The organism is Cyclobacterium sediminis (assembly GCF_054781075.1).
Map to the genome: position 1 here is coordinate 1 of NZ_BAAGVC010000011.1, position 13,626 is coordinate 13,626.

Sequence of the window (13,626 nt, forward strand, 5' to 3'; positions counted from 1 at the left end):
TCACAAAATTTTATGATAGTTACAACTATAATCAAAACACAGCGGAGATTTTTTCAGATTTGATGAGGCGGGAAAAATCTGCGAACACTGGGATTCCATCCAACAGGTGCCTACAGATGCAGCCAATAACAATGGCATGTTTTAGTTGCGGTAATTGAATATTTCATCTCTTTCACTTTTAAATTTTCTTTAAATACGAAGGAGTAGATGCAATCTACTCCTAGCAGGGGAATACCTCCTACTGATTTACTATCACCGGTGAGATCGTATAAGACTGATTTTGCAATTGCTTAATTATTCCACATTCGTACATCAAATGACTTAAGCCTACTGCAATGAAACAATTGTTAGACTCAATCAATTTGACAATGTCACCCATCCATTTATTATTCCTATCGGTAAGCAGTAAATTATTGCTACAAGGCAGGCTAAATTGATAATCAATTTCCATTTGCTTGTACCATGCTGTTTCCCCGCAGTTTTTATTGCTTTGGCTACTGATGTTTGCAATAATATTTGACAGCCTTCTTTTATGTACTTTTCGTGGCATGCCTTCAACATCTTTATTGATAAGTTCTATTTGCTCTTCCGTTGTTTCAAGACCAAACAGTTTTGCATTATGCTCCTTGGCTTTTAGGGCTATATAGTCATCTAAGGTAAGGGAAGGATCAGTTTGGTCTTTTGACAGACAAACTTGTTGATTGAAATGCCTGTTCAGGAAAACATACATTTCCGTTGGTGTCATTTTATGAAAATTGGTTGGACTGGAAGCGAACAAGTTTTTAACAAAAGCAAGCTCATCTTTTTTCAAGTATTTGGACCATTTGGTCTTGACTGTTCTCCTATTGATTATGTCTTCTGCCAAATGCCCTGAAATATTCAAGTTTTCTTTTATCAGCACTTCACTAGCTGACAAAGCTTGGTGGACATTATATAAAGTGTCGAAGAAGGATTTTCCAAATGCATGGTGGGTACCAAAAAGATAAGAAACCTTGTTCGAATGGCTAGAAGTGACTTTAAATAACACCGTATTCAAGGTGTCGGTACCTATTTTATTTTCATCCTGAGCCCAAACAAATTGACAAGAAATAAGCTGAAGATAAAACAGCATGATAACTGTGCGACTCAATTTGCCTCCCATATTATTTTTTTGTCATTATCCTCCTTTAGTAAAACCAAATAGGGAGGGCTTGGGTGTATTACCATCGAAAATCAATTTAGAAGAAAACAACAGCTTTTCATTGTTCAAAAAAGCTACACAATGTGGGGTAAGAGGTGCTGCTTGTTGGTAGATCTTTTTTTTCTTTTTTGATTTTTCTACAAGTTCAAATGACCTTTTTCCCCAATACGCCAAAAGCAATGTGCATTATGGAAATCGGCATCGAAAATTTGGTTTCTATTTAGGGGTGCCTCCCCACTTCATCTTCTGTTAATTTGGGCCAATGTTCCAAAATAACACCTTTTTGCTGTGTTAAATAACAATCTTTCTCAGTCAATATTAGGATGTTATTGTTTTCTACTGCCCTTATTCTCTTTATGGCTTGATCGAACTTAAAACAAGTTGAAGGTCCCCCCCTTTTTTTAAACGATATATTTCAGGGTATTTACCAAATACCATTTGATTTCCGGAAAGCGTAAAAAAACCACCTTCTCCAATTCGCCAATTTATCCCCAACATTAATTATTGATAACTAAGACATCAACCTATATAAACATAATAAAAATGAAAAAAATATCCAAATAATTTACTGTCAAACCTAGGCCAAGTAAATAAAGGAGAATTTAATCTGCATTATGTAATAGGATTCGTAATAGCAGCGAAGTGATTGCTTTTGAAGTGATTCCATCAGGTAATAGAAGGTTTATTGCATATTTCGGGTTTAAAAATTGACTTGACCAATAAAATGCAATACGGCATGTTCTGCCCAAAAAAAATGCCTGACTTTAAGCCAGGCATTTCCAATACAATAAACTAATTATAGGAATTATTTTGCATCAACAATTTCAAGGATTGGTTGACCGGAAGCTCCATTTGGAAGCCTGGTTTTTAACATCATGGATAAAGTTGGGGCAATATCTGTAATGGTCGCATACCTGCTACTGCTACCCGGTTTTACACCCCAACCATAAAATACAATTGGTACATTGGTATCATAGGTAAAACCTGTGCCATGTGTAGTACCCTTTCCTGCATTGGCAAGCCAAGCAGGTTCCATAACCACCATCACATCCCCGGAGGATTTGTGATTGTAACCCATTTGCAATAAATGCTTCAGACCTGTGGTAAATTCTTGGTTGCGCATGGTTTCGCCGGTATAAGTCTCCTTAATCCCATCAAAGGTCAGCAAATAATCTGCAACCTCAGTCTGAACCTCAGCCAGCGAAAGCCCATTTTCTGCAATCAACTCTCTGTTAAGGAATATTTGCTGATTGGAGAAATTGGAAATCCAATCTCCTTCTCCATACTTTCCTTTGATAAAATTATCTAAACCGGTAGTTAAAGCTTTGGTATCCAAGCTTCCTGCTGTTACGCGCTCACTTTTCATATAGTTGACCACATCTGCCACCCCATGATCAGCGGTAAGGAAAACCAAGTATTGGCCTTTACCAATTTCTTTGTCCAGATAATCAAAAAATTTGGCCAGGTCTCTGTCTAGGCGCAGGTAATTGTCCTCCACCTCTATGGCTTGAGGACCAAATCTATGACCGATATAATCCGGAGTAGAAAAACTCACAGCCAAAAAGTCGGTTTCTCCTCTTTTACCCAATTGCTCTCCTTCTATGGCTGCTAAAGCCATGTCTACAGTGAAAGTATTGCCATAAGGGGTAGAACTGATCATACCCAAGCCTCCATTGTCCTTCTGTAATTTTTTCAAATCATAAGGAAATGTAGGTCTGGCTTTTCCCTTAAAAGGTGATTCAAATTCATTGTCATCTGATGCACCCTGGATATAGGTTTCTATTGGGAAAAGCGTTTCCCAAGTCTGGTCAAGGTATTTTGCAGCCAACTTCCGCTCATTAAAACTTTTTACCCATGCAGGCAATTCCTCATAGTAATAATCTGAGGTCATAAAATTTCCGGTGCTGCCGTCAAACCAATAGGCATCCCCTAAATGTCCTGCCGGCAAAGCGGCTCCTCGGTCCTTGATGGCTACACCTACGACCTTGGATCTTTTACCTGTGGCAAACCTCAACTCATCTGTAATCGTAGTTGTGAGTAAGTTTCTGGGAGATATTTTCCCCTTACTTTCACTTCCACCAACAGCTGAAACGGTACTATCTTCGGCACAATAAATATCATCATCCATCGCACGTATGTACCAGTTATTGCCAATAATACCATGAGTTGCAGGAGTAGTGCCGGTATAAACAGAAGCATGACCCGGGCCGGTATAGGTAGGGATATAATTGTAATGTCCATTCTGCATCATGAAACCATCATGCATCAATCGCTTTAATCCTCCTTCAACGTATCGGTCGTGGAACCTGTAAAAATATTCCTGTCGCATTTGATCCACGACAATTCCTACCACTAATTTTGGTCGCTCAATTTCCCTCGCAGAGTACTCTTGAGCAAAACTGAATTGGGAGAATAATAAGCAACCCAGTATAATCAATTTTTTCATATGGCTATATTTTAAAATTTTGCCTGTAAATATAACTTTTTGCAAACCCAAAGTAGGGGATGCGCATCATAAATGCGTAAAATTGGGATAAACGGAAAATAAAAGTTTCAAACCTTAACAATTAGTCTTTGTTCTTCAAATCTCCATTTTTGATGGATTTGATAAACTGTGCCCAAGCAAATGGATTAAGCAATGGCATGGGTCTAGGCCCATAGCGGTCCATTGTTTGTTGGGTTTGCTGGTTGGTAAATTGTCTGAAGTTCTCATTGCCTGAGGCAGGCATTTCAGCTGCCCAACGCAAGAGCAATTGAGGACTTAGATTCCCTCTATTTAAAGGAGGTTCAGCATCTACATTTACAGCTAAAATTGCATTTTTAAACTCTTCCTCCGTAGGGTAAGGCATCACTTGAACTTCCTCCAGGGCAATTTCATCTTGCACCATGGTAAGTATATAACTCACCTCGTCCTTTTCAATGTCTTCGGGTATGGTTACTGTTTGTCTTTTTAAGCCTATATAAGAAAAGACAATGCTATCTCCGGCAAGCACCGGCATTGAAAAATAGCCGAACCGATTACTACTTGTCCCTCTACCTTTTTTTGGCACATAAATATTTACGCCGGGAATGGCAGTTGTACTGTCTGCATTCAGAATGATTCCTGAAAACTGAATTATTTTTTTATCATTGGTTTCCTGAGAAAAGACATCTCTTGAATTTCCCAAAAGCCCCAATAAAACAACAAATGATAGGATTAGTCTTTGTCTCACTTTTACAATTTTACTCGAGGTATACCCCCGATATATTAACAAGAAATTTCTGACTATTTGTAATTAGCCCAATGAATTTACGATATTAAGTGAATTACCTTTGAATTCATTAACTTCAAAGCGATTTATTTGTTAAAGTTAATTAAATGCGGTTAAAAAACATAAGTTTAAACTATGGAATGCGGGTCTTTAAAGCCCTTTCCGAAGAAGCTCGGGTTAGAATACTCCACTTGCTCATGCAAAATGAAGAATTATGTATTTCTGATCTCGAGCATATTTTAGAATTCACCCAAACCAAAACAAGCCGCCATGTCACTTATTTGAAAAATGCAGGTTTGATTGGCAGTAGAAAAAAAGACCAATGGACTTTTTATTATGTTTTGGATGAAGCACATGAGATTCTAAACCAAATTTTAAAATTCATTAAAAAAGATCAAAACCTTCTACGTGACCAGGAGGTTTATGAGATATTGCATTCCAATAGGGAATTGGCCATCAATAAAATTGAAAACAACCCTTATAGAAAATAACAATTAGTGAAAAAATACAGCCATCTACTATTTGACCTTGACCATACCTTATGGGATTATGACAGCAATGTCAGGGATTCTTTGTTGGAACTATTTGCCTATTATGAATTGGGAAAACTGGGCAATCCTAGCTTTGAATTATTTTTTGAGGCCTTTCAATTAACCAATCACAACCTTTGGGAGCAGTTTAACCAGGGTTTGGTAGACAAAGATCAACTGAGAGCCATGCGTTTCAGGCAGGTTTTCAACAGAGCTAAACTGCCGGTATCCAAAATCCCAAAGGGCTTAGAGGAGGAGTTTATTTTGCGAACATCCTCCAAACCAAAAGTAATGGATCAGGCTTTTGAAATCCTGGACTACCTCAAAACAAAATATCAATTGCATATCATTACCAACGGTTTTAATCAAAGTCAATACAATAAACTCAAATCTTCCAAGTTGGATGCTTATTTTGACTTGATTGTAACTTCTGAAAATTCAGGTTTTAGAAAGCCTGACAAAAGGATTTTTGAACATACTTTGGTTCAATTAAAAGCCAATGCCAGGCAATGTCTGATGATTGGAGACAATCCATTATCGGATATTCAAGGTGCACAAAATGCCAAAATCGATCAGGTTTATTACAATCCGCTAAATACAAAAATCACAATTCAGCCAACATTCACAATTAAGCACCTATCAGAGCTTGGAAATATTCTATAAGCCCATCCATTCTTTAAAGCGAGTGATAATTTGTATATTTGATTTATAACCACATTATTAATCAACTTCTGTGTGAGGGAAAAAAGTCGAATGACAAAGAATCAAAGGATTGTTCTCTCATAATCAAAGTTAAAAGACCATACAACTATGCTTAAAGGCTTTTTTAATGTTCCGGAACCAAAAAATGAACCCGTAAAAAATTATGCACCCGGATCTAAAGAAAGGGCATCATTACAAAATGCTCTAAAAACAGCGAGAAACCAAGAGGTGGACATTCCGATGTATATCGGTAGTGAAGAAGTGAAAACCGGAAACATCACCGCCATACACCCTCCACATGACAGAGCGCATAAAATCGGTCAATTTCACTCGGGAGACAAAGAGCATGTTAAACAAGCCATAAATGCAGCCTTAGGCGCCAAGCCGGCTTGGGAAAATATGCAATGGGAACAAAGAGCAGCAATTTTCCTAAAGATTGCTGATTTACTGGCCGGCCCATACCGTGATAAAATCAATGCTGCCACCATGCTTGGCCAATCAAAAAATGCCTTTCAGGCAGAAATAGATGCGGCCTGTGAATTGATAGATTTTCTTAGGTTCAATGTCAAATTCATGACAGAAATCTATGCCCAGCAACCTCCAATTAGTGGGGATGGTGTTTGGAACAGGCTGGAGCAAAGACCTTTGGAAGGATTTGTTTTTGCGATTACGCCTTTCAATTTTACCGCCATTGCTGGTAATTTGCCCACAGCTCCGGCCATGATGGGAAATACCGTGATTTGGAAACCTGCCGAAACTCAGATTTACTCTGCCAGTGTTTTGATGGAGGTATTTAAGGAGGCTGGCCTTCCCGATGGTGTGATCAACCTGATCTATGTAAATGGTCCGGAAGCAGGGGATGTTGTTTTTTCTCACCCTGATTTTGCCGGGCTACATTTCACCGGGTCTACCGGAGTGTTCCAATCTCTATGGAAAATAATTGGAAATAACATATCCAAATACAAAACCTATCCCAGGATTGTCGGAGAAACAGGCGGCAAAGACTTTGTAATTGCCCATAAATCCGCTAATCCAAAAACTGTAGCTACAGCCTTGAGTCGTGGAGCTTTTGAGTTTCAGGGACAGAAATGTAGTGCTGCATCAAGGGCCTATATTCCTTCTAACCTTTGGGAGGCTGTCAAGGAGCACCTATTGGCTGACCTTGCTTCCATGAAAATGGGAGGAACAGAAGATTTTGGTAATTTCATCAATGCTGTAATCGATGAAAAAGCGTTTGATAAAATAAGTGCTTATATAGAAGATGCCAAAACAGCAGCAAATGTAGAAATACTTGCCGGAGGTAATTGTGACAAAACCAAAGGATTCTTTATCGAGCCTACGGTAATTTTGGTGCAAGACCCCCTGTATAAAACCATGGTGGAAGAAATTTTCGGGCCTGTATTGACCCTATATATCTATCAGGAAGACCATTTTGAAGAAGCATTGGAACTGGTAGATCAAAGTTCCCCATATGCCCTTACAGGTGCCATCTTTTCCAAAGACAGGTATGCCATTGAATTGGCTACAACCAAACTCCGACATGCTGCAGGAAACTTTTACATCAATGACAAACCTACTGGAGCGGTAGTGGGGCAACAACCATTTGGTGGATCCAGGGCTTCCGGAACCAATGACAAGGCAGGGTCAATGATCAATTTGCTTCGTTGGGTTTCTCCAAGAACAATCAAAGAAACCTTTGTAAGCGCCAGCGACTACAGGTACCCATTCCTAGGCGCTAACAAGGATTAGACCTATATTATTAAGTAAGTCCAAAGATGGATGCATGGGCTATTTTCTCCTAGCTCACCTGCACTTAGCCCACCAATCAATAGTGAACAAATAATTTATTGGCTTAAACAATACCTACAGAAAAGGCAATATTGTCATCAATATTGCCTTTTCTTTTACCATATCCCTTTCAGGGAATAAAGTGTATTCTTTGTCTCGAAACCTTTCAGTTGAAGGTCAGTATAGGCTGCGGTAGGAAACACCAAGGCAGTCATAACAAGTGCTCCGTCATTAACAAAAACTTCAATGGAAGCCCTATCCAGGTAAATGTCAATATCATTTATCTCTAAATCCTTCAATGGGGCTTTAATAATGGAAGCAAATTCTTCCTTGAAGTCGGTCAAGCCTGACTTGGTTCTGTCAATAAATAATTTCCCCTCTTTTTTTCCTATAACCAGCATTTCCCCCGCCCCATTTTGAAAGGTAGCCGAAAAATCACTTGCTTTTGGTTTAAGGGCTATTTCAAGCAATTCATGTTCAAGTGCTATATTCTCTCCTTCTAATGTAGCACTTTGGTCCCTCAATTGTTCTAACTCCTCTACCGGCTTGGACGCTACCCATAATTCATTCTTATTTTCATACAAAGACAAGGTTCTTGGAACGGTCATGGCAGAACGCCAAACCTTGGTGGGCACTACCTGGGCATAATTCCAATTACTCATCCAACCAATAAATAATGTCCGCCCATCTGATGCGGGAACATTTGACCAGGTTACTCCTGCATAATTATCCGTACCATAATCAAGCCATTTGACTTCTTTCTGATTGGTGGTAAAAGATTGCCCATCAAAATCACCGACAAAATACTGGGTTGCGGATCCTCCATTTGGTCCACCTGGATTAATGCTAACCAATAAAACCCACTTTTCTTTTCCATCTTGAGTTTTCAAGGGAAACAAATCGGGACATTCCCAAACTCCTCCATACGCAGCCCATTCGGGATTAAAATCACTCATATGGGACCATTCGATAAGGTTTGGTGAGATATAAAAGCTTATTTTGTCCTTTACGGCCAGTGACATGATCCATTTTTCCTTTCCTTCGACTACGACCTTCCTCACCTTGGGGTCCCTAAAATCTCTTATCCCCGGATTGGCAAGAACTGGGTTTCCTTTGTATTTCTCCCAAGACCTCCCATGGTCTACACTGAAGGCTATACCTTGGGTTTGAAAATCAATCCTTCCGGCCTCTCCCTTTATATTATCATGATAAGTATAGATCGCAACCAAAGGAGGGTTTTCTTGGGTACCAAGCCCGCTACTATTTTCACTATCTAAAACTGCAGAACCGGAAAAAATCCACCCAAGACTGTCAGGCGCTATGGCAACAGGTAGATTTTCCCATTCTACGAGATTTTTAGAAACGGCATGTCCCCAATGCATGGGACCCCATACATTGCTATCCGGGTAATATTGGTAAAAAAGGTGGTATTCTCCTTTGTGAAAGACCATTCCATTGGGGTCATTCATCCAATTGGCTGGTGGACTAAAATGAAACTGTGGTCTATGAGCCTCATTGTAGGTTTCTATTTGATGGGCCAAATCATCCGTTTCTTTTTCTTGGGAAGTACAAGAAAAACCTAACAGTGAAATCAGAATAAATACGTATACAGGTTTGCTAACATTCATAGGTATCTATTTATATTTATTGCAATTCATCCATTTCTTTGACTCCATGCAAGACAATTCTAAAAGAAGTGCCTTTGCCTAATTCAGAAGCATTGACAAAGACACGTCCATTATGATAGCCTTCGATAATCCGTTTGGCCAAGGTCAAACCCAAGCCCCAACCTCTTTTTCTTGTAGTAAAACCGGGATTAAAGACTTTGGTAAACATCTTTTTTTCTATGCCTTTTCCCGTGTCTGCTATATCCACAAACACAAATTGCTCACTTTCTTTGACGATATTAATATGAATAGCACCCTGACCTTTCATGGCATCGACAGCATTTTTACAAATATTTTCTACCACCCATTCAAATAAGGACCTATTCATTTGGGCGTAAATGTTTTCAGCGTGAGAATTAAGCTCAATGCTGACTTTATTGGAAATTCTTGGCCTTAAATAATTGATAGCGTCCCCTACTACTTGGTATACATTTTCGGGTTTTATAACTGGTGTACTTCCTATATTACTAAACCGCTCAGTTACCACGGTCAATTTATTGACATCTTTCTCAATTTCTAGGATCACCTCCTTGTTTTCATCAAATACAGGAGAATTTCGGAGGTAATCTATCCAAGCCATGAGCGAGGCCAAAGGGGTACCTAATTGATGAGCTGTTTCCTTGGTCAAGCCGGCCCACAATCTATTTTGTTCTGCTACTTTACTTTGATTAAGGAATGCATACGCAAGAAGTCCAAACACCAAAATCACAGAGAGCTGCACATAGGGATAGTATTGTAATCTTGTGAGTAAGTCAGAATTTCGATAATAAATAAAAACATCATCTGAGAGACTGATCGGTTCATACAAGGCTTTCATGGATTCTAACTCATCCAATAAATAGTCCCTAATCTCGTCTTCCGTGCTATTTGAAGGGAAATTGATGTTTTTATATTCCATTGGCTCCCCGGCGGCATTCACCGTAATTACCGGAATGGATTTGTTTTCTTGGATAATCACCTGAAAAACAAAGGTCAGGTTATCAGAATTTACGGAGGCATATTCCAATGCCTCTGCGTACAAATCTACTTGGCGTTTTTCACGGATCTTAAGCTCTTCAACCAAGGTATTGGTATACCATATTGAACCCAAGCCTATAACAACGGAAAAAACAAATATGGCCCATTTTACTTTTTCCCTATTCTGATAGAGGTCTAAAGAGGCAAGGTCTTGGAATTTTTTCTTCATTGCAATTTGATGTTCCCGAACTTAAGTAAGTTCATAATGAGAAACAATATAAAGCCCGCATTATTGCCTAGAAAGGCAGAAAATTCTACATTTCACCCGGCATTTTGGACAACAATGTATTGCTTTGATCTTAATTTTGCTTCAACCATTTCCAAAGCACCTTGTAATTTACCTTGGAACCATGAACCAAAATTCCAATCCGATAAATTTTCCCGGCCAACCAAGCAGTTGATAAAAACCCGGCCACAAGTAATGAAATTGAGAGCACCAAATGATGCCAAGGCACTCCAAAACTAACCCTCCCCATCATGGCTACGGGAGAAGTAAATGGAATTATGGAAAGCCAAAATGAAACATTACTATTGGGGTCATCCAAAACAAAAATAAATAGCCCCATATAGGCAACCAATAAAGGAATGGTTACCGGAAACATAAATTGCTGCGCATCAGATGGGCTATCTACTGCTGCTCCAATCGCTGCAAAAAAAGCACCATAGAGCAAATAACCACCTACAAAATAAATCAAAAACGTCAAAGTAATCTGCACAAAGTCCAGCCCTTGAATCATTTGCAAAATTTCAACTATTTCCGGGTTACCTTCAGCAGGAAAAAGGCCTTGCTGTCCAGACATTTCCAACATCTGTTGTTGAGGCATTTTCATACCAAAATACCCCATAACCAAAGAAGAAACCAAACTTATCAGTAGTATCCAGATTAAAAACTGTGTCAAACCAACTGCGCCAATACCAATAATCTTGCCCATCATTAATTGAAAGGGCTTCAATGAGGAAACCAGTATCTCAATAATCCTACTGGATTTTTCCTCTATTACTCCTTGCATGACCTGATTACCATATACAAATATGAAAGTGTAAATCAATATTCCGGCAAGAAAGCCGATGGCGTAATTTACAACAGAATTTGAAATGCGTTCTCCTCCGGCTTCGCTAACAATGATCGACTGTATGTCTACATTTGTTTTAAAGGCTGATAAAAGGAGTGGGTCAATACCTGAAACTTGTAATCTCAGGGACTCCATTTTACTCTGTAAGGAGGCTTCCAAATTAGTAATCATGGATATTGGAGGCGTTTCTTCACTATAAAACACAATCCCTTTTGGATTTTGTATGTCTAGTTTTGGAATGTAAAGAAAACCAAATCTTAGTCCTTCTTGCACCAATAACTTGGCATCGTCTTGCCCCAACTCGCTGTAAGAAAATGAGTACAGCTCATTACTCTCCAAGAAAAAGGAATTGTTCTCATCTACCACCTCAATCACTTTTCTATCCTCACCAACGGTGTCGGACATGCCCACCCATAAAAACAAGCCTAGAATTGTAGGGAAAATGAGTGGTGTAATAAGTGTTGCCAAGAGAAAAGAACGCTTTTTAACCCTTGCTAAATATTCTCTTTGAATGACTAGGAAGATTTTATTCGCCATGACTTTCATTAATTTTCTGAATGAATATCTCTTCGATACTTGGCACAATTTCTTCGAATCCAAGGATTTCCCCTTTAGTCATAAGCCTACTTAACAGTTCATTGGGTTTTTGATCTTCTAAGTGCAGTTTAAACTCTAGCATCCCATCCTGCCTACGCAGCTCCTCTCCCATGGGGACATACTCCATACTATCCGGAATCATCTTAACTCTAAAAACATTGGTTTTGGCTTCTTCTTTAATGGTTTGGATGGTTCCGTCTAGGATCTTTTGTGACCTATTGATCATTGCTATTTCATCACAAAGCAATTCAACGGACTCCATTCTATGGGTTGACAATACTATGGTAACCCCTTGATTCCGTAATTCAAGAATTTCATTTTTGATAATCTCAGCGTTTACAGGATCAAAACCTGAGAAAGGTTCATCTAAAATCAGTAAGTCAGGCCTATGAATAACAGTGGCTATAAACTGTACTTTCTGGGCCATACCTTTAGAAAGGTCCTGGATTTTGTTGTCTTTCCATTGGCTGAGGTTAAGTTTATCTAACCAATTGGTAATTTTTTGCTTGGCATCTTGTTTTCGCAAACCTTTTATTTGGGCAAAATACAATAATTGCTCCTTTACTTTCATTCCCTTGTATAGCCCTCTTTCTTCGGGAAGGTAACCTATGTTTCGGACATGCTCCATTTTTAAGGATTGCCCATTGATATAAATCTCACCTGAATCTTTGTCTATTATTTGATTAACGATTCGAATGAGCGTTGTTTTACCTGCACCATTGGGACCCAATAGGCCGAAAATTTTGCCTTTACTTACAGAGAGATCAAAATCTTTAAGGGCAACATGTGATCCATAAGATTTATTTAATGATCGAATGCTTAATATTTCCAAGTGAACAAAAGTTTATCAACTGGTTTGAAACTTTATAATGAACGGAAATCACCATTCAAAAATCTAACTATTCCAAAGATACGGAACCCACTGAAACATCAATTAAAAAGGTCATGAGATTTTCAGCATCTTTTGAATAGCCCTTACTCACATAAGTTTTATCATCAATTTTTTTCAAGCTAAAAGGCAATTTGGTCCTGCACATGGCAGTTGACTTAATTTTGACCAAATATGGTAGGTTCTTAGGAGGTAATTTTATTTTTACCGAACCGGCTCCCACCATAGTGTGTATCTGGGAAGCTCCGGCCATGGTGTCATTAAAAGTTAGATTAACGGATCCATAGTTGACATCAAACATTAAAAGACGGGCATTGGAAAACTGCATGTCGTTAGCATATACTGAGCCCATATTAATGGCTACAGACAAGGTGTCCATGTTTACAGAGTTGGACACTTGATTGGCATAGTCTAAAAATACATCCGCCGAGGCAGTTTTAACAATACAATTGGAAACAGGCAGGTTTGAAAAATCTATCCTGGCTTTTCCAATCCCAAACTGAAAATGAAGGTCATAGAGGTAATTGGGATCTAACCCTACATCCCACTTATGATCATAATCATCATCACTGCTTGAAAAAAGCCTATAAGAAAGGTTTTTACTCAAACTTTCCGACTCTACATTTTTATGCACCAAGCGAGCATGGAGCACTCCATCTACTAAATCGTGGGCGAAAGATGGCAATATATTTACTTCCCCTAAAGCTGCATCTACATACAAAGGTACACCATGATAGGACCTGTTGATATAAGACACCCCTTTATAACTAGAGAAATTTAGGCTCACCAGATCAATGTCATTTCGTTCTGCCACTTCAAAATGACGCATTATTTGCGCATCAGTTGAAATGGCCATAAAAATGACCAAACATATCGATATATTTAATTCCTTAAACATAGGGAATTAATACGATGGAAGATGGAAAAGGTTT

Annotated in this window: 11 protein-coding genes; 3 read left to right on the forward strand and 8 right to left on the reverse strand. The window is 38.8% G+C overall.

The features are described 5' to 3' along the window. Positions 1 to 238: 238 nt before the first annotated feature. From ACYVHJ_RS12990 to ACYVHJ_RS13000, 3 genes are all read right to left on the reverse strand, one after another. The gene (locus tag ACYVHJ_RS12990; protein WP_460515440.1) at positions 239 to 1,141 is read right to left on the reverse strand and encodes a TraB/GumN family protein; all 903 of its coding nucleotides are present in this window, start codon (positions 1,139 to 1,141) and stop codon (positions 239 to 241) included. Positions 1,142 to 1,985: 844 nt separating this feature from the next. Continuing rightward, positions 1,986 to 3,626 carry an alkaline phosphatase family protein gene (gene pafA / locus ACYVHJ_RS12995; RefSeq protein ID WP_460515442.1) on the reverse strand — a complete coding sequence of 547 codons (1,641 nt, stop codon included), beginning with the start codon at positions 3,624 to 3,626 and terminating at the stop codon, positions 1,986 to 1,988. Between the two features lie 121 nt (positions 3,627 to 3,747). Further along, a complete protein-coding gene (locus ACYVHJ_RS13000; protein WP_339901162.1) occupies positions 3,748 to 4,392 on the reverse strand; it encodes a carboxypeptidase-like regulatory domain-containing protein in 645 nt (214 codons plus the stop codon). A gap of 146 nt (positions 4,393 to 4,538) precedes the next feature. On the opposite strand from ACYVHJ_RS13000, the gene ACYVHJ_RS13005 reads away from it, so the two are divergent. From ACYVHJ_RS13005 to pruA, 3 genes are all read left to right on the forward strand, one after another. Beyond that, positions 4,539 to 4,922, forward strand: a complete 384-nt coding sequence (locus ACYVHJ_RS13005; RefSeq protein ID WP_014019128.1) for an ArsR/SmtB family transcription factor — start codon at positions 4,539 to 4,541, stop codon at positions 4,920 to 4,922. A 6-nt stretch (positions 4,923 to 4,928) separates the two neighbouring features. Then, positions 4,929 to 5,624 carry a YjjG family noncanonical pyrimidine nucleotidase gene (locus ACYVHJ_RS13010; protein WP_339901161.1) on the forward strand — a complete coding sequence of 232 codons (696 nt, stop codon included), beginning with the start codon at positions 4,929 to 4,931 and terminating at the stop codon, positions 5,622 to 5,624. A 147-nt stretch (positions 5,625 to 5,771) separates the two neighbouring features. Further along, positions 5,772 to 7,412 (forward strand): L-glutamate gamma-semialdehyde dehydrogenase, encoded by a 1,641-nt coding sequence (gene pruA, locus ACYVHJ_RS13015; RefSeq protein WP_460515445.1) that lies wholly within the window; start codon positions 5,772 to 5,774, stop codon positions 7,410 to 7,412. A 155-nt stretch (positions 7,413 to 7,567) separates the two neighbouring features. On the opposite strand, the gene ACYVHJ_RS13020 is transcribed toward pruA, so the two are convergent. The 5 genes from ACYVHJ_RS13020 to ACYVHJ_RS13040 all read right to left on the reverse strand — a co-directional run bounded on the left by ACYVHJ_RS13020 (position 7,568) and on the right by ACYVHJ_RS13040 (position 13,592). Continuing rightward, positions 7,568 to 9,079 carry a glycoside hydrolase family 32 protein gene (locus ACYVHJ_RS13020; protein ID WP_460515448.1) on the reverse strand — a complete coding sequence of 504 codons (1,512 nt, stop codon included), beginning with the start codon at positions 9,077 to 9,079 and terminating at the stop codon, positions 7,568 to 7,570. A 16-nt stretch (positions 9,080 to 9,095) separates the two neighbouring features. Beyond that, on the reverse strand, positions 9,096 to 10,304 hold the full coding sequence (locus tag ACYVHJ_RS13025; protein ID WP_460515450.1) for a sensor histidine kinase: 1,209 nt from the start codon (positions 10,302 to 10,304) through the stop codon (positions 9,096 to 9,098). Between the two features lie 130 nt (positions 10,305 to 10,434). After that, the gene (locus tag ACYVHJ_RS13030; RefSeq protein ID WP_460515452.1) at positions 10,435 to 11,745 is read right to left on the reverse strand and encodes an ABC transporter permease; all 1,311 of its coding nucleotides are present in this window, start codon (positions 11,743 to 11,745) and stop codon (positions 10,435 to 10,437) included. After that, positions 11,735 to 12,637, reverse strand: a complete 903-nt coding sequence (locus tag ACYVHJ_RS13035) for an ABC transporter ATP-binding protein (protein ID WP_460515454.1) — start codon at positions 12,635 to 12,637, stop codon at positions 11,735 to 11,737. Before ACYVHJ_RS13035 ends, ACYVHJ_RS13030 begins: the two co-directional genes overlap by 11 nt. A 67-nt stretch (positions 12,638 to 12,704) precedes the next feature. Next, positions 12,705 to 13,592, reverse strand: a complete 888-nt coding sequence (locus ACYVHJ_RS13040) for a DUF4097 family beta strand repeat-containing protein (RefSeq protein WP_460515457.1) — start codon at positions 13,590 to 13,592, stop codon at positions 12,705 to 12,707. Positions 13,593 to 13,626 lie beyond the last annotated feature (34 nt).